Below are 16,307 nucleotides of genomic sequence, written 5' to 3'. Positions count from 1 at the left end.
CTAGGGGCTGTTGACCTTTCGTGATGGTTTTTTCAGCAAGTTTAGCGAATGATGTTAGCTACTTCTTTCACAAGTGCTGCAAGTTCGTCCCATTTCTCCTCATTAATCAGCTGATTCGGAACCATCCATGTACCACCACAAGCCAGTACGCTTGGGATACCCAGATAATCTTTCACATTCTGAGGATGAATGCCGCCCGTTGGCATAAAGCGCACTGGATAGACGGCTGACATTGCTTTGAGCATCGCAGTACCACCCGATGGCTCGGCAGGGAAGAACTTCAGTGTCTCCAGTCCCATTTCCATCGCCTGTTCAACCAGACTGGGCGTGTTGACCCCCGGAATGATAGCGATTTGTCTCTGCTGGCAATACTTCACCGTCGTTGGGTTAAATCCCGGGCTGACAATAAAATCTGCACCAGCATCGATTGCAGCGTCAACTTGGGCAGGGGTGAGTACCGTTCCTGCCCCGATTAATATCTCTGGATAGGCTTCACGCATACTGGCGATGGCTTGTGCTGCTTGGGCGGTTCGGAACGTCACTTCAGCGCAAGGCAGACCATTCTCAATGAGCACCTGTGCCAGTTTGACTGCCTTTTGTGCATCATCTAGCGCGATCACCGGAATGACACCGATAGTTTCTAACTGTTTTTCGAGTGTTTTCATCTTGTTTCCTCATTATCCGATACTGAATCTTCGATCAATTCTGTTTACCTTTTTCCATATCAACTGGTGTCTCAATCTCAGGCATATTTTGTTTGGGAATAATGGCGCCACGATGTTGAATAACCAGTCCGGCAAGCTGATGGGCTGATTGAGCGGATGATTCACAAGATTTACCCAGTAGTCGAGCCGCGAGATATCCGGCACTAAAAGAGTCACCGGCCGCAGTGGTATCAATAATCTGTGCGACGGGTGTCGGTGCGACTGACCATTGGGTCGTGTCACTTGCCACAAGGCAGGCTTCTCCCCCTTGTTTGATGACGATTTCTTTGACATTGAGGTTGCGCGTACGCGCCAGTGTTTGGGAAACGTGAGTATCCCCCCAAAGAGCGGTTTCATCATCAAAGGTCAGAAATGCAAAATCGGTAAGAGATAAGACTTGGGTATACCAATGTTGGGCATCTTCTGCACTCTCCCATAGCGTTGGCCGATAATTATTATCAAACGCAATGGCAATGCCATCTTGGTGACAGAGGCGTAGAGATTCAATTAGAACTTCGCGGCAGTCTGTGGGCAGTATTGCCAGACTAATACCGCTTAAATAAATTAAACCATATTGTGCTAAGCGTGCTGCAAGCTCGGTTGGGGTCTGCTGCCGTAGCCAGTATTTTGCTGCTGAGTCATTACGCCAATAGTAAAAGCTGCGCTCCCCATCAGCAGCGGTTTCGATGGCATAAATACCGGGTAATTTGTCAGGGGAAACGGCTACCAGACTTGTATCAACACCTTCTTGCTGCCATGCGTCGAGCATATCTTGACTGAATGGATCTTTTCCCAAGCCTGTGACATAAGCGGTGGTGATCCCTCGCGAGTGAGTTAATCTCGAAAGATAGATTGCGGTGTTGAGCGTATCCCCGCCAAACCCTTGTTTGACTTGGCCATCGGCTCGCTGCAATTCAACCATACATTCACCAATAATGGCGACCTGAGTTATTGGCAACATAAAAGCTCCTGAGAATAACAACCGAGTAAAAAGATAATCCTATTCTTTATTGATAAAAAATAAAATAACGTTTTATTTTTATGTGATTAAGATCTTTTTATTGATTGCTTGGTACGAAACATCATCCAAACTCACATGGCATGGCTTCGGGAACCTCGCACAGAAAAAGTCAGCCTATGACAGGCTGACAAACAACTGATTCTTAATCTTTAGTAGGTAGATCAATCAGTGAAAACTATTTCAGCAAGTCACGTACGTATGCTGCAATGTCTGGTTTCTGACAATTGTCGAAGAAACATTCCTGAAAGCGAGCTCCTGACACAGCCGTTTTGACCAGTTCTTGATCCATTGCTCTTAACGTATCGAGATAGTTATCTTTGACGACTGCAGATTTGACCTGATTGAGGATCCCGGCATTTTGTTTCTGTGGCACGGCACGGTCGAGTGGGTAACCCTGCCCTCGTTCGCCAGTGGTAAATGCTTTTTCAAAAATATAGCGGATATTCAGTTCTGCGCCCCAGCCATAACCTTTAGCAAATGCCAGCGAGAGGGCATTACCATTGTTGATCTGGTTGAACAGAAATGCATCGGACGGCTCTAGACAGTAACCACATACAACACCTGGGTGGATGTTGAGTGACATCATTGCACCTTGACCAGTACCACATCCAGCCACGACAAAATCTACGGCTTCTGAATTTAGAAGCAGGCTTGCCATGATGCCGAGATGAATGTAAGTCAGATGGTGATCGTTTTCGTCACTCATACCCACGTTGTAGACTGAGTCGCCTTGTGGTGTGACGACTTGGGTCAACTCATTCAGTACCACAGCGTTTTTAGCTGCTTGACTGTTTTCCATCATTAACGCGATTTTCATGTTTATGCTCCTGCGGTCGACTACCGCAATATAGATTTATGATTTGAGGAAATCTTTCCGCATCGGTGTGAAATTATCGAGCAACACACCGGGTTCGAGACAGACACACCCGTGCATAACATTGGGTTCTTTATAAAGGACGTCCCCTGTCTTGACGATCTTTGTTTCATCACCAATTGTGAACTCGAATTCACCGGACAAGACATAAGTGAGTTGTTCGTGAGGGTGGTTATGCATCGGACCAACAGCACCTTTTTCAAAGTGAACTTCGACGCTCATAATGTTATCGCTGTAGGCGAGGATTTTTCGTGATACACCACTCCCAAGATCTTCCAACGCAACTTCTTGGTTATAAATGAACATTTTTTCCCTCTTTCATTTGACGGAAGAACCATCAATCGGAAACCAATGTCGATTCCCGATTCGATGGATTACTTTTACTCATAACCCGAATTAACGAGCGAGCCAGCCACCGTCAACGGCAATTGTGTAGCCATTGATATAGTCTGATGCTGGCGATGCCAGGAACACACACGGTCCGGCTAAATCTTCAGGAAGCCCCCAACGTGCCGCTGGGATCCGTTCAACAATTTCTTGATTACGTGATTCATCAGCCCGGAGAGCTGCTGTGTTATTGGTTGCCATATAACCGGGTGCAATCGCGTTGACATTAATCTGATGTTGCGCCCACTCATTGGCCATAAGACGCGTAATGCCCATCACACCACTTTTTGATGCAGTATACGAAGGCACGCGAATACCACCTTGGAAAGAAAGCATTGAAGCGATGTTGATGATTTTGCCGCCTGTGCCTTGCGCAATAAATTGCTTGGCAACTGCCTGAGACATAAAGAATACTGACTTCACGTTGATGTCCATGACGTCATCCCAGTCTTGCTCTGAAAATTCAATCGCGTCATTACGGCGGATAATGCCCGCGTTGTTAATTAAGATATCGATGTGACCAAGTTCAGTCACGGCTTGATCGATAATATTCGGAATATCATCCAGCTTCATTAAGTTTGCTTGAATCGCAACGAATTTTCGACCGAGCGCCTGAACCTTTTCAATTGTTTCTGTGGGGTGAGCAATGTTGACTCCGACAATATCACAGCCAGCACCTGCTAAACCTAATGCCATTCCTTGGCCTAATCCTGTGTCACATCCAGTGACAATTGCAACCTTTCCTTGCAGGTTGAATGAATCGAGAATCATATTCTGCTTCCTCCAGTGGTAACATGCAGCGCGAATGAATCATGATCGTTCACGTTTTGTATGATTTACACTACACAAAAATAATAGAACTGGCAATTTTTTTTGAAACGCTTTTTCATAAAATATGATTTGTGTATTTATTTTGTGGATGAAAGGGGCTGGTTCTAAATTTTTGAAATGGCTTTTTTAAATTACTGGCTCTCTGACTACTCTTCGCTATAATGAGAAAAAGACAAACTTGTAGGAATAGATTATTCATGCAGAAATCTACCCAGCCAGAAGCCGTTTCTTCGGTATTAAAAGTATTTAGTATTCTTCAGGCATTAGGCGAGCAAAAAGAAATCGGAGTGTCTGAGTTATCCCAACGTTTAATGATGTCTAAAGCGACGACTTACCGCTTTTTACAGACGATGAAGTCCCTAGGATATATCTCTCAGGAAGGTGAGGCCGATAAATATTCTCTCACCTTGAAACTGTTTGAACTTGGTTCAAAATCACTCGAGTATGTCGATCTTGTTTCTCTTGCTGATAAAGAGATGCACTGTATCTCTGAAAAAACCAACGAAGCGGTTCATTTGGGGGCTTTGGATGACGGTGCAATTATCTATATCCATAAGATTGATTCTGGGTATAACTTAAGAATGCAGTCTCGCATCGGACGGCGTAATCCGCTCTACAGTACCGCGATTGGTAAAGTTTTATTGTCTGAGAGAGATGAGTCTTTTGTTCGTCAGGTTCTCGAATCTGTTGAATTTGTGAAGCATACTGATAAAACATTAGAGAATGTTGATCAGTTATTAGCAGAATTGGCGTATGTCAGAGAACGCCACTTTGCTGAAGATAATGAAGAGCAAGAATCCGGTTTGCGTTGCCTTGCTGCACCTGTTTATGACCGATTTGGGAATATTATTGCCGGTTTGTCGATCTCGTTTCCAACGATTCGTTTCGATGAAAAACGGATGTCTTATTATGTCGGGTTACTGCATCAGGCCGGCAAAAATATTTCTGAGCAACTCGGATATCATCAATATCCGGTCTAGCCCATTCAATGAGCGGATTTATTTGTCAATGGCAGCAAAGGCTGCCATTTTTTATTGGGGGCGATAATTTTGAATCCGGTTTGCCGGGAGCTATTTGGCGGCGGTCGGTTTCAGGACGCAGTTTTGATGAGTGAGCGCTTAGGATGATCGCATTGAGATAATCTGAGTTATTGCAACACGGAGAGAAAATGGATGGAATTGCATGAAACGTTAAGCCAACAAATTGGGGAATTACTTGTTGCGTATGGTGATGTTTTGGTGACAGCAGAATCCTGTACCGGTGGCGGTATTGCCACTGCCATTACAGAGATAGCCGGGAGTTCTGCTTGGTTTGATCGCGCGTTTGTCACATACAGTAATGAAGCCAAACAGCAAATGCTGGGTGTCCGGCAAGAAACGTTGTCACAGTGGGGAGCGGTCAGTGAGCAGACCGTTTTAGAAATGGCATCCGGGGCTTTATTACATTCTCAGGCATCGTTGGCTGTTTCAGTGAGTGGTATTGCCGGGCCCAGTGGCGGTAGTGTCGAGAAAACCGTGGGAACAGTTTGCTTTGCTTGGAAAACCCGTTCGGGCTGGAATAAGGTTGAAACAGTGCATTTTTCAGGAAGTCGCGCGCAAGTTCGTTCACAAGCGGTTTACCACGCTTTGCAGACGATCCATGATTATTTGATCCATGAGCGTGTTCCACTGTCATAAAAACAGTCATCGTGTGAGCTGCCAGCGTTTGCTGATCATGGCATTGAATGGTGGTATGCGGTATCAAGAGATGACCGGAAAGTGATATGATCCCAAGGATTCAAACCTGTCAGGAAAATTCATCGACAGGTCTGGACACTGTATGAATTTACAGTATAATCATCCAACATATTTCGGGGTAATAACCCATAGACTTAATATTTGAAAGTGACTGTCTGGAGAACGTAATGGACGAGAACAAACAAAAAGCACTGGCCGCGGCACTGGGACAAATTGAAAAGCAGTTTGGTAAAGGGTCAATCATGCGTCTTGGTGATAACCGTGCCATGGATGTTGAAACGATCTCTACAGGGTCTCTTTCGCTGGATATTGCTTTAGGTGCCGGTGGTTTACCTATGGGGCGGATCGTTGAAATCTACGGCCCTGAATCTTCAGGGAAAACAACGTTGACACTGGAAGCGATCGCTGCTGCACAGCGTGAAGGTAAAACCTGTGCATTTATCGATGCTGAACATGCGTTGGACCCTGTTTATGCGAAGAAACTTGGGGTTGATATTGATGCATTGCTTGTCTCTCAGCCGGATACCGGTGAACAAGCGTTGGAAATCTGTGATGCATTGGCGCGTTCTGGTGCGATTGATGTCATGGTTATCGACTCGGTTGCTGCATTGACACCGAAAGCAGAGATTGAAGGTGAAATGGGTGATAGCCATATGGGGTTACAAGCGCGGATGCTTTCTCAAGCGATGCGTAAGTTGACCGGAAACCTGAAGCAATCGAACTGTATGTGTATTTTCATCAACCAAATTCGGATGAAAATTGGGGTGATGTTTGGTAACCCTGAAACGACGACTGGTGGTAATGCTTTAAAATTCTACGCATCTGTTCGTCTTGATATTCGTCGTACTGGCTCGATTAAAGAAGGCGACGAAGTGGTTGGTAATGAAACCCGCATTAAAGTGGTGAAAAACAAAATTGCTGCACCATTTAAAGAAGCAAATACACAAATTATGTATGGTCAAGGGTTTAACCGCGAAGGAGAACTGGTTGATCTAGGTGTTAAGCATAAGCTTGTTGAGAAAGCCGGTGCTTGGTACAGCTATAACGGTGATAAAATTGGCCAAGGGAAAGCGAATGCATGTAAATACCTGCGTGAAAATCCTGAAGTTGCCAAAGTTATCGACCATAAAATTCGTGAAATGTTGCTGAGTAAAGAGCCGATTCCTGAAGATGAGCATGAAGGGATTGAGCAAGCGCTTCCACAAGAAGATTAATTCGCAACGCGATCCGATGTTGAAACAGCCCTGCAGATGCGGGGCTTTTTTTAAGGGAACGCCAGATGAGCAGAGAAAATTCAAGAACATGTCTGGAAACGGCTATTCAGCTGTTGAGTCGCCGAGATCACGGCCGAATTGAGTTATTCCGTAAGTTGATGTCCAAAGGGTTTGACGACGATGAGATTGATCAAGCTGTTCAAGCGTGTGAACAGTATGGCTACTTAGATGACGTTCGTTATACACAAGGTATGATTCGGCATCATATTGCTAAAGGTCATGGTGAGCAGAGAATTTACCAGTCGCTGAAGCAGAAGCAAATTGATGAGTCCATTATCGCTGAGCAGTTGGCTGAGTTAGATGTAGATTGGTTTGAATTGGCGACATCAACAGCGGAGAGAAAATTTGGCATCAGTATTGAAGAGCCAGTGAAAGATCCCAAGGTGTATGCGAAACAAGTTCGGTTTTTGCAGTATCGAGGGTTTAATTTTGAACAGATTCAATATGCATTGAATCCCAAACACAGATAATGTACTTATATTTACTCCTTCCGCACCGGTTGATTTTGTTGACCAGCCTTTTCAATAGCATGAAGTCGATGTCCGACCTTGTGTCTCTGTATTGACAATTCAAAACAAAACTAGGCGAACACTTATCCATGCTTTACAATAGTGCGCAAAATTTTAGTTGAATCTTTGAATATTTCAGGAATAGCGCATGTACATGAGCACTGACGAGGTTCGCCAGGCGTTCCTCTCGTTCTTTGAGACAAAAGGACATCAAATCGTAGACAGTTCATCTTTGGTCCCTGCCAATGATCCAACACTGCTATTCACGAATGCGGGGATGAACCAGTTTAAAGACTGTTTTCTTGGATTAGAAAAGCGTGATTATACGCGCGCTGTTACCGCGCAACGCTGTGTTCGGGCTGGTGGTAAACATAATGATCTGGAAAATGTCGGTTTTACCGCACGACACCATACATTTTTTGAAATGTTGGGTAACTTCAGTTTCGGTGATTATTTTAAGCAAGATGCAATCCAGTATGCGTGGGAGTTTCTGACTGAAATCCTTAAGTTGCCTCAGGAGCGTTTGCTTGTCACTGTTTATCAGACTGATGACGAAGCGTTTGATATCTGGCACAAGCAGATTGGTCTGCCAACGGATCGTATCATCCGTATTGGGGATAAAAAGGGTGGCAAGCCTTATGAGTCAGATAACTTCTGGCAAATGGGCGATACCGGACCGTGTGGACCGTGTTCTGAAATTTTCTATGACCATGGTGAGAGCATCTGGGGCGGTCCTCCGGGATCACCAGAAGAAGACGGTGACCGGTTCATTGAAATCTGGAATAACGTTTTCATGCAGTACAACCGCCATGCTGATGGCACGATGGAACCTCTGCCAAAACCGTCCGTCGATACAGGTATGGGGATTGAGCGTGTTTCTGCCATTATGCAAAGTGTGCACTCCAATTATGAAATCGACGTATTCCAGACTCTGATTAAAGAAGCTGCGCAAGTGATTGGATGCGATGATCTCTCAAATCAGTCGCTTCGCGTGGTTGCGGATCATATCCGTTCTTGTTCGTTCTTAGTTGTTGATGGGGTCGTACCATCTAACGAAGGGCGGGGTTATGTTTTACGACGCATCATTCGTCGCGCTGTACGTCATGGCAACAAACTGGGTGCTCAGGGCGTATTCTTCCATAAATTGGTTGGTCCATTGGCTGAGATCATGGGCAGTGCCGGTAAAGAATTGAAAAAACAGCAAGCGGTCGTTGAAAAAGTGCTCCGTATCGAAGAAGAAAACTTCGGGAGAACTCTGGAACGCGGCATGTCTATTCTGAATGATGCGTTGGAAAATCTGGATGGCAAGGTTCTCGACGGAGAAACGGTTTTCAAACTTTATGACACCTATGGTTTCCCTGCTGATTTGACCAATGACGTTGTACGTGAACATGGCCTCAGTATTGATGAAGCCGGATTTGAACAGGCGATGGAAGCACAGCGTCAGCGTGCTCGCGAAGCCGGACAGTTCGGCACCGATTATAACACCATGATTAAAGTTGATGCTTCAAGCCATTTCTGTGGTTATGAAGGGACGGAAGGGCAAGGCAAAATTGTTGCTATGTTTGTTCATGGTGAACCGATTGAGACTTTGTCATCCGGTGACCACGCCATGCTGGTATTGGATGAAACGCCATTTTATGCGGAATCTGGTGGTCAGTGTGGTGATGCCGGTGTTATTCGTACCGATGGCGGTGTGTTTCAGGTTGTTGATACTCAGAAACAAGGCAATGCAATCATTCATTACGGCTCATTGGTTGAAGGCGTTCTGACTCAAGGTGAAACGGCTGAGGCTCAGGTTGATGCCAAAAGAAGAGCTGCTACATCTCTGAACCATTCTGCGACCCATTTGCTGCACGAAGCATTGCGCCGTATTTTGGGTGAGCATGTGACACAGAAAGGTTCATTGGTCCGGGCGGAAAGCCTGAGATTTGACTTCTCTCACATGGAAGCCATGACGGCTGAAGAACTGAAAGAAGTCGAACGGATGGTCAACCAGCATATTCGGAAAAACCATACCGTTGAAACCAATATCATGGACCTTGATGAAGCGAAAGCGAAAGGCGCGATGGCTTTATTTGGCGAAAAATACGATACCAAAGTTCGCGTATTGTCGATGGGTGATTTTTCGACGGAGCTGTGTGGTGGTGTCCATGCAAGCAGTACTGGTGATATCGGGTTGTTTAAGATTGTCTCTGAAAGTGGTATCGCTGCGGGGGTTCGTCGGATTGAAGCCGTCACTGGTGAATCTGCACTGGATATGATTGATGAGCAGCAAGCTACTTATGAAGGTAAGTTGGCGGAAGCGGCTCAGAAAGCCAGACAGTTGGAAAAAGAAATTCAGCAGATAAAAGATAAGCTAGCATCTCAGGCCAGTTCTAATTTGCTCCAGCAAGTGAAAGAGATAGCTGGTGTGAAAGTTTTAGTCGCTCAATTACAAGGTGCGGATAATAAAGCCCTTCGCGGTATGGTTGATGAGTTAAAAAATCAGCTGGGCAGCGGGGTGATTCTGCTGGGTAATGTGAATGACGACAAAGTTGGTCTCATTGCCGGGGTGACGAAAGATTTGACGGGGCAGGTGAAAGCCGGAGAGCTTGTCAATCTGGTTGCTCAACAAGTCGGTGGCAAGGGCGGTGGTCGTCCGGATATGGCTCAGGCTGGCGGCAGCGATGTAAATGCACTGTCTCAGGCTCTGGCATCGGCGGAAACATGGATTGAGTCCCAGTTGTAATCTGAATTACATGTAACTTTAGATTGATTCAAAATAATTATTTATTCCTGACCAAGTGGTTTAATTAGCGCCTGTAAACTAAGCTGATAAACCACTTGGTTTTGTTTTTATCGTATTTACGGTGATGTTCTTGAATCGTCAGGTGACATCACTATGGACCGAATGAGGCCCAAACTGATTGTCTGGGTTGATTTCTGAGTGAGACTCTGTCTTAGGAAGGTGACGACTGGTGAAAACTCCCCTTATAGTTCAAAAATTTGGTGGGACATCGATGGGTTCGATTGAAAGAATCCATACGGTAGCAAAACATGTAATTGATGCGAAAGAGCGTGGTCAGCAGGTGGTTGTCGTTGTGTCGGCGATGTCTGGTGAGACCAATCGATTATTAGATTTAGCCCATCAGGTTGATCGGGTTCCAAATGCTAGGGAACTGGATGTGATTTTATCCGCTGGAGAGCAGGCATCGATGGCTCTTTTGGCAATGACGCTGCATAAAATGGGGTATTCAGCGCGTTCATTCACAGGTTCCCAGCTTGGTATTATGACGACAAATCAGCACAATGATGCGACGATTCTACAAGCTGATACAGCGAGAATTCAGCAGTTATTGGATGAAGATACGATCGTGATTGTTGCTGGTTTTCAAGGCGTGAATGAAAAGGGTGATATCACGACCCTGGGACGAGGCGGTTCTGATACGACCGCGGTGACGCTTGCCGGCATGTTGGCAGCGGATGAATGCCAGATCTTTACCGATGTTGATGGCATTTATAGTACGGACCCCAGAATTGTCGACAATGCCCGAAAACTCGATATTATCGATTTCCCGTCAATGGAAGAGATGTCCCGAAAAGGTGCCAAAGTGCTCCATTTGCCGTGTGTCCAATATGCATGGCAACATCAGGTTCCGTTGAGGGTTTTATCGACATTTGAACAGAATGAGGGGACCCTCATTCGAGGGGAGAGCTCGCAGTATGACGTGTGTGGTATTGCGGTCCAAAAAGAGATGGTCAAGCTGAGTTTTGAGTCTCATCATATTGATTCCATTCTGAAACAATGCCATTTATTAGGAATTGATGTATGGAATGTGATCGGGGATGCAGAATTCACAGCTTTACTGATTAAACCGGATGCTAGTGCTAAGTTGGGACTGGTGTTTGAAGAGAAAATCCGTAATAGTAAGCCAGTTAGCTTACTGACGATTGTCGGCAAGAAAGCGAATGATTTGATTGATTCAACATATCAGTTGCTTTGTTCTGCCAATATTCTGATAGATAGTGGTTATTCTGATAGCTTATCTCATAGTTTGGTGATTGCGCCTGAACAAATAGATAGTGCTACAAATGTCGTCCATGAAGCTTATGTTATTTCCGGTTCATTTGTTGATCATGAACCTAAACAGCGTTTTATGGGCTGATTTTGTATGAGACAGTTTACCCCTATAGGGTTTTTAATAGATAATAATATGGTCAAGGCAAAACAGAGATAACTCAAGGAGCCAAAGAATGCTAATTTTGACTCGCCGTGTAGGCGAAACGCTCATGATAGGTGATGAAGTCACAGTAACTGTACTCGGTGTGAAAGGCAACCAAGTGAGAATTGGTGTCAATGCTCCCAAAGAAGTATCTGTTCATCGTGAAGAAATATACATGCGTATTCAAGCAGAAAAAGGCGGAAATAGCAGCTCAGGTACACCGAGCTATTAATCCCTCGATGAAAGGCTGGCAATTCTCTTTGTCAGCCTTTTTTGTTTCAACTGAGTCATCGTTATTCTCTCTGTTTTCTTGTTTTTTATTACGCTGATGATTTGAGTCACAAATCGATTGATTGGTGACTTAGGGCGAGTGGTATCTTGTCTGGCGATAAAAGAATCAATTTATTTCACATTGATTAAATACCCAACGCTTAATGCGTTTTTTCCCGTTTTTTCCAAGAAAATGTTTGACATATTTTTGGTAAATCGTAATATGTGCCTCCGCAAGACGGTGAGGTGGCCGAGAGGCTGAAGGCGCTCCCCTGCTAAGGGAGTATACGGTTTGTAGCCGTATCGAGGGTTCGAATCCCTCCCTCACCGCCATGTCTTGCTTGATACATGAAGTATTGCGCGCTCGTAGCTCAGCTGGATAGAGTACCTGGCTACGAACCAGGCGGTCGAAGGTTCGAATCCTTCCGAGCGCGCCACTTTGTGACTGTGTTGTGGTGAGGTGGCCGAGAGGCTGAAGGCGCTCCCCTGCTAAGGGAGTATACGGTTTGTAGCCGTATCGAGGGTTCGAATCCCTCCCTCACCGCCATAAGCACGAATATTCGTGAATGGAACAACACTGCAGTAAATATTGAAGTATTGCGCGCTCGTAGCTCAGCTGGATAGAGTACCTGGCTACGAACCAGGCGGTCGAAGGTTCGAATCCTTCCGAGCGCGCCACTTTGATGTTGACGGCAATATCAATAAATTGATTTAACAGTGCGCTCGTAGCTCAGCTGGATAGAGTACCTGGCTACGAACCAGGCGGTCGAAGGTTCGAATCCTTCCGAGCGCGCCATTACTTCAATTTTTGATCAATAATGCATTTCATCAGCGCGCTCGTAGCTCAGCTGGATAGAGTACCTGGCTACGAACCAGGCGGTCGAAGGTTCGAATCCTTCCGAGCGCGCCATTTCCTTGTTTTTCTTCTCATCTGCTTTTCGATTATTCTTTTATTTTTTGATAGCTTACTCACGTATTGCTGTCTCGATTTATTTCTTTTTTCTATCTTTATCTCAGCATTTGCATAAACTTTATCCGATACTGTTTGCGTTGAATTCTTGATGTGATATACGGATCTCGACCATATGTATGGTCGACTGACATCAGTCAGGCGTTGAGATAGCTCGTTTTAAGTTTGTTGATACGGATATTTAACAAATGTCTGCCCAGACAATCAATGAAAAGGAAATAGAATGAGTCATATAGGAAGTTTATTGTCAGAAGCCGCTACCTTAATGATGACAGGAATGCTCGTTGTCTTCGCGTTTCTGACGATTATGGTCTATCTAGTCAGTCTGATGTCCAAGATTGTGCCTCAAGAGTCCCCCCCATCTCCACCTGACGTCAGTCGGTCTCCACAGATACTTACCCATTCAACGGATGTTAGCCCTCAGGTTGTTGCTGCTATTTCAGCCGCTGTACACCAATATCGCTCATCAGCCAAACATAAATAATATAAATAGGAGTGTTGTATGTCTAAATCATTAGCACTTACTGATGTCGTTCTTCGAGACGCACACCAGTCTTTGTTTGCGACGCGGATGCGTATTGAAGATATGTTACCCATCGCATCAGCGCTTGATCAGGTTGGTTATTGGTCTTTAGAAACTTGGGGAGGCGCAACGTTTGATTCTTGTATTCGCTTTCTGGGAGAAGACCCATGGGAGCGACTCAGAACACTGAAGCAGGCGATGCCGAAAACCCCGATGCAGATGTTGTTGCGTGGTCAGAATCTATTGGGATATCGTCATTACGCAGATGATGTTGTCGAAAAATTCGTGGAGCGAGCACATCGAAATGGGATGGATGTCTTTCGGATCTTTGACGCAATGAATGATGTGCGTAACTTCAAGAAAGCAGTTCAATCGACGATCGATGTCGGCGCTCATGCACAAGGTACGCTCTCTTACACCACAAGTCCGGTTCATAACATCGATATGTGGGTTGATCTGGCGAAGCGTCTGGAAGATCTTGGCTGCCACTCTTTATGTATCAAAGACATGTCAGGGTTATTGAAACCTTATGAAGCTGAAACATTAATCCGTAGAATTAAGCAGTCCTGTGATGTGCCGTTAGCATTGCATTGTCATGCGACCACGGGGCTATCGACAGCAACAGCCATCAAAGCCGTTGAAGCGGGAATTGATATTTTAGATACAGCGATTTCATCGATGAGCCAGACATATGGACACACACCGACGGAAACGGTTGTTGCCATGTTGGAGAATAGTGAGCGAGATACTGGGCTTTCTCTGGAACAGTTAGCTCCCATTGCAGCGTATTTCCGTGATGTCCGCAAAAAATATGCGAAATGGGAAGGGCAGCTTAAAGGGGTCGATTCTCGTATTCTGATTGCTCAGGTGCCAGGTGGAATGCTAACCAATATGGAAGGGCAGTTAAAGGATCAAGGTGCGGCGGATCGTATTGACGAAGTTTTGGCTGAAATTCCGAAAGTTCGCCATGATCTCGGTTATATCCCATTGGTGACTCCGACATCACAAATCGTCGGGACTCAAGCGGTAATTAACGTGTTGATGGGTGAACGATATAAGAGTATTACCAAAGAAACCGCTGGGGTTCTGAAAGGGGAGTATGGTGCTGCGCCTGCCCCTGTCAGTGCTGAACTTCAGGCGCGAGTACTTGAGGGGCAGCAGCCCATTACTTGTCGCCCGGCGGACTTGATTGAATCTGAAATGGCAATACTCACCGATGAGCTGACCGAGAAAGCTAAAGCTGAAGGGATCGCTTTGGCTGAGTCCGTCGTCGATGATGTTCTGACGTATGCGCTTTTCCCGCAGGTTGGGCTCAAGTTCCTCAAAAACAGAAATAACCCTGACGCGTTCGAACCTCGACCTACCGGTGAAGATGCGACAGCAGTAAAAGCAGTACCTGATGCTGGCTCTGACGGAACTGTCTCCAACAACACTGTTTCTAACAATAAAGGTGTCGAATCCTATAGTGTGAAAGTCGATGGTCAAGTCTATGCGGTTGAAGTCGGTCCACAAGGGCAGTTAACGTCTGTGACATCGGCCTCGAATGCAGCAGCACAACCGACTGAGCCTGTCTCAAAAGGAGATGCAGAAGTCATCACCGCACCTTTGGCGGGAACGATTTTTAAAGTGAATGCTTTGCCCGGTCATCCCGTGAATGAGGGCGATGTGCTGATTGTACTAGAAGCGATGAAAATGGAAACCGAGGTTCGTGCTGCTAAAAATGGCACTGTGCAGGACGTTTTGGTGAAAGAAGGTGACTCGGTGCATGTCGGTTCACCGCTATTCAGTTTGGCATAAAGGTGACTCATGGACGGATTACTAACCTTATGGACGGAGACTGGTATTGCAAATTTTGAATTTGGTCAGATTTGCATGATTCTTGTCGGATGTCTGTTGCTATTTTTAGCAGTTGCCAAAGGGTTTGAACCCTTACTGCTATTGCCGATTGGCTTTGGTGCCATTTTAGCCAATATTCCCAACGCAGGTTTTACCGAGCCGGGCGGATTACTTTATTATATCTATCATGTCGGTATTGAGTCTGGCGTATTTCCCCTGTTGATCTTTATGGGGGTTGGCGCCATGACTGATTTTGGGGCGTTAATTGCCAACCCGAAGACCTTATGGCTGGGGGCTGCGGCTCAATTGGGGATTTTTGCCACTTTGATTGGGGCGATTCTGCTCAACTTGGTGCCGGGAATGGAATTTTCCATGGCGGATGCGTCTTCAATCGCAATTATTGGGGGCGCTGATGGGCCGACAGCAATATTTCTGGCGAGTCGCTTGTCACCTGATTTATTAGGGGCAATTGCAGTGGCTGCATATAGCTATATGGCGTTAGTGCCGATTATTCAGCCACCGATCATGAAAGCGCTGACAACACCGGCAGAGCGACAAATACAAATGGCACAATTGCGCTATGTTGGGCGGCTAGAGAAAATTTTCTTTCCGATGCTGGTGTTATTGATGACAATTCTCTTATTGCCATCAGCGACGCCTTTGGTGGGGATGTTTTGTCTTGGTAATCTTATGCGGGAAGTTGGGGTTGTCGAGCGTTTATCGAAAACCGCTCAGAATGAACTGATTAATATTGTAACAATATTTCTTGGCTTAGGTGTTGGTTCTAAATTACAGTCTGATAAATTCTTAAATCTTGAAACCTTAGGTATTCTGGCGTTGGGTGCGGTGGCATTTAGTATCGGGACTGCTGGTGGCGTATTGATGGCTAAGTTATTGAATAAGCTGTCTAAAGAAAGTATCAATCCGCTGATTGGTGCGGCAGGTGTCTCCGCTGTACCGATGGCTGCCCGGGTGGTGAATAAGGTCGGATTGCAGGCAAACCCGCAGAATTTTCTACTGATGCATGCGATGGGGCCTAATGTGGCTGGTGTTTTAGGATCTGCGGTTGCTGCGGGGATTCTTTTAGCGCTAGTCGGTTAATTTTTCTGCAAATTTACCGTCAGATGTTCACGATAGAGGGTAAAATGATATATATTCAAAGGAATA

The 16,307-nt window shown here is 45.6% G+C and carries 15 protein-coding genes and 6 tRNA genes; 16 read left to right on the top strand and 5 right to left on the bottom strand.

Annotated elements, in window-relative coordinates; all coding sequences use genetic code 11:
* Positions 1–41 precede the first annotated feature (41 nt).
* The 5 genes from BSQ33_RS05580 to kduD form a co-directional block, all read right to left on the bottom strand.
* The gene (locus BSQ33_RS05580) at positions 42–665 is read right to left on the bottom strand and encodes a bifunctional 4-hydroxy-2-oxoglutarate aldolase/2-dehydro-3-deoxy-phosphogluconate aldolase (RefSeq protein WP_088133584.1); all 624 of its coding nucleotides are present in this window, start codon (positions 663–665) and stop codon (positions 42–44) included.
* Between the two features lie 34 nt (positions 666–699).
* Positions 700–1,665 (bottom strand): sugar kinase, encoded by a 966-nt coding sequence (locus tag BSQ33_RS05575; RefSeq protein WP_088133583.1) that lies wholly within the window; start codon positions 1,663–1,665, stop codon positions 700–702.
* Between the two features lie 235 nt (positions 1,666–1,900).
* On the bottom strand, positions 1,901–2,542 hold the full coding sequence (locus BSQ33_RS05570; protein ID WP_088133582.1) for an RpiB/LacA/LacB family sugar-phosphate isomerase: 642 nt from the start codon (positions 2,540–2,542) through the stop codon (positions 1,901–1,903).
* Positions 2,543–2,578: 36 nt separating this feature from the next.
* Positions 2,579–2,905: a cupin domain-containing protein gene (locus BSQ33_RS05565; RefSeq protein ID WP_088133581.1), complete on the bottom strand. Its 327-nt coding sequence runs from the start codon at positions 2,903–2,905 to the stop codon at positions 2,579–2,581.
* Between the two features lie 90 nt (positions 2,906–2,995).
* Positions 2,996–3,757 carry a 2-dehydro-3-deoxy-D-gluconate 5-dehydrogenase KduD gene (kduD, locus tag BSQ33_RS05560; protein WP_072955889.1) on the bottom strand — a complete coding sequence of 254 codons (762 nt, stop codon included), beginning with the start codon at positions 3,755–3,757 and terminating at the stop codon, positions 2,996–2,998.
* 257 nt (positions 3,758–4,014) lie between these two features.
* Here kduD and kdgR point away from each other — a divergent pair, with 257 nt between their 5' ends.
* The 16 genes from kdgR (at position 4,015) to BSQ33_RS05480 (ending at position 16,241) form a co-directional block, all read left to right on the top strand.
* Positions 4,015–4,797 carry a DNA-binding transcriptional regulator KdgR gene (gene kdgR / locus BSQ33_RS05555; protein ID WP_088133580.1) on the top strand — a complete coding sequence of 261 codons (783 nt, stop codon included), beginning with the start codon at positions 4,015–4,017 and terminating at the stop codon, positions 4,795–4,797.
* A gap of 192 nt (positions 4,798–4,989) precedes the next feature.
* Positions 4,990–5,493: a nicotinamide-nucleotide amidase gene (pncC, locus tag BSQ33_RS05550; RefSeq protein ID WP_088133579.1), complete on the top strand. Its 504-nt coding sequence runs from the start codon at positions 4,990–4,992 to the stop codon at positions 5,491–5,493.
* A 227-nt stretch (positions 5,494–5,720) separates the two neighbouring features.
* Positions 5,721–6,767, top strand: coding sequence for a recombinase RecA (recA, locus tag BSQ33_RS05545; protein WP_088133578.1), 1,047 nt, complete (start codon positions 5,721–5,723; stop codon positions 6,765–6,767).
* Positions 6,768–6,832: 65 nt separating this feature from the next.
* Entirely contained in the window at positions 6,833–7,297 is a 465-nt protein-coding gene (recX, locus tag BSQ33_RS05540; RefSeq protein ID WP_088133577.1) for a recombination regulator RecX, read from the top strand.
* Positions 7,298–7,484: 187 nt separating this feature from the next.
* Positions 7,485–10,067: an alanine--tRNA ligase gene (gene alaS / locus BSQ33_RS05535; protein ID WP_088133576.1), complete on the top strand. Its 2,583-nt coding sequence runs from the start codon at positions 7,485–7,487 to the stop codon at positions 10,065–10,067.
* A 229-nt stretch (positions 10,068–10,296) separates the two neighbouring features.
* A complete protein-coding gene (locus tag BSQ33_RS05530; protein WP_088133575.1) occupies positions 10,297–11,484 on the top strand; it encodes an aspartate kinase in 1,188 nt (395 codons plus the stop codon).
* Between the two features lie 88 nt (positions 11,485–11,572).
* Entirely contained in the window at positions 11,573–11,773 is a 201-nt protein-coding gene (gene csrA, locus BSQ33_RS05525; protein WP_072955909.1) for a carbon storage regulator CsrA, read from the top strand.
* A gap of 278 nt (positions 11,774–12,051) precedes the next feature.
* Positions 12,052–12,144, top strand: a tRNA-Ser gene (locus BSQ33_RS05520).
* A gap of 27 nt (positions 12,145–12,171) precedes the next feature.
* A tRNA-Arg gene (locus BSQ33_RS05515) sits at positions 12,172–12,248 on the top strand.
* Between the two features lie 17 nt (positions 12,249–12,265).
* Positions 12,266–12,358 (top strand) — tRNA-Ser (locus BSQ33_RS05510).
* 54 nt (positions 12,359–12,412) lie between these two features.
* Positions 12,413–12,489 (top strand) — tRNA-Arg (locus BSQ33_RS05505).
* Between the two features lie 41 nt (positions 12,490–12,530).
* Positions 12,531–12,607, top strand: a tRNA-Arg gene (locus BSQ33_RS05500).
* Positions 12,608–12,644: 37 nt separating this feature from the next.
* Positions 12,645–12,721 (top strand) — tRNA-Arg (locus tag BSQ33_RS05495).
* Positions 12,722–13,004: 283 nt separating this feature from the next.
* Positions 13,005–13,265, top strand: a complete 261-nt coding sequence (locus tag BSQ33_RS05490; protein WP_088133574.1) for an oxaloacetate decarboxylase subunit gamma — start codon at positions 13,005–13,007, stop codon at positions 13,263–13,265.
* An 18-nt stretch (positions 13,266–13,283) separates the two neighbouring features.
* Complete coding sequence (oadA, locus tag BSQ33_RS05485) at positions 13,284–15,101, top strand: sodium-extruding oxaloacetate decarboxylase subunit alpha (RefSeq protein ID WP_088133573.1); 1,818 nt, start codon at positions 13,284–13,286, stop codon at positions 15,099–15,101.
* A gap of 9 nt (positions 15,102–15,110) precedes the next feature.
* Positions 15,111–16,241, top strand: a complete 1,131-nt coding sequence (locus BSQ33_RS05480) for a sodium ion-translocating decarboxylase subunit beta (protein ID WP_074371847.1) — start codon at positions 15,111–15,113, stop codon at positions 16,239–16,241.
* Positions 16,242–16,307 lie beyond the last annotated feature (66 nt).

It is taken from the genome of Vibrio gazogenes, assembly GCF_002196515.1.
Lineage (GTDB): Bacteria > Pseudomonadota > Gammaproteobacteria > Enterobacterales > Vibrionaceae > Vibrio > Vibrio gazogenes_A.
The sequence above is the reverse complement of the archived record's forward strand: the minus strand, read 5'-3'. Positions and strand labels throughout refer to the sequence as shown.

Bases quoted from the DNA above. Each gene is read 5' to 3' on its own strand.
- kduD (WP_072955889.1), bottom strand. From the start codon at position 3,757: ATGATTCTCGATTCATTCAACCTGCAAGGAAAGGTTGCAATTGTCACT.
- kdgR (WP_088133580.1), top strand. From the start codon at position 4,015: ATGCAGAAATCTACCCAGCCAGAAGCCGTTTCTTCGGTATTAAAAGTA.
- csrA (WP_072955909.1), top strand. From the start codon at position 11,573: ATGCTAATTTTGACTCGCCGTGTAGGCGAAACGCTCATGATAGGTGAT.
- oadA (WP_088133573.1), top strand. From the start codon at position 13,284: ATGTCTAAATCATTAGCACTTACTGATGTCGTTCTTCGAGACGCACAC.
- BSQ33_RS05490 (WP_088133574.1), top strand. From the start codon at position 13,005: ATGAGTCATATAGGAAGTTTATTGTCAGAAGCCGCTACCTTAATGATG.
- recA (WP_088133578.1), top strand. From the start codon at position 5,721: ATGGACGAGAACAAACAAAAAGCACTGGCCGCGGCACTGGGACAAATT.
- BSQ33_RS05570 (WP_088133582.1), bottom strand. From the start codon at position 2,542: ATGAAAATCGCGTTAATGATGGAAAACAGTCAAGCAGCTAAAAACGCT.
- BSQ33_RS05480 (WP_074371847.1), top strand. From the start codon at position 15,111: ATGGACGGATTACTAACCTTATGGACGGAGACTGGTATTGCAAATTTT.
- recX (WP_088133577.1), top strand. From the start codon at position 6,833: ATGAGCAGAGAAAATTCAAGAACATGTCTGGAAACGGCTATTCAGCTG.
- alaS (WP_088133576.1), top strand. From the start codon at position 7,485: ATGTACATGAGCACTGACGAGGTTCGCCAGGCGTTCCTCTCGTTCTTT.
- BSQ33_RS05580 (WP_088133584.1), bottom strand. From the start codon at position 665: ATGAAAACACTCGAAAAACAGTTAGAAACTATCGGTGTCATTCCGGTG.
- BSQ33_RS05565 (WP_088133581.1), bottom strand. From the start codon at position 2,905: ATGTTCATTTATAACCAAGAAGTTGCGTTGGAAGATCTTGGGAGTGGT.
- pncC (WP_088133579.1), top strand. From the start codon at position 4,990: ATGGAATTGCATGAAACGTTAAGCCAACAAATTGGGGAATTACTTGTT.
- BSQ33_RS05575 (WP_088133583.1), bottom strand. From the start codon at position 1,665: ATGTTGCCAATAACTCAGGTCGCCATTATTGGTGAATGTATGGTTGAA.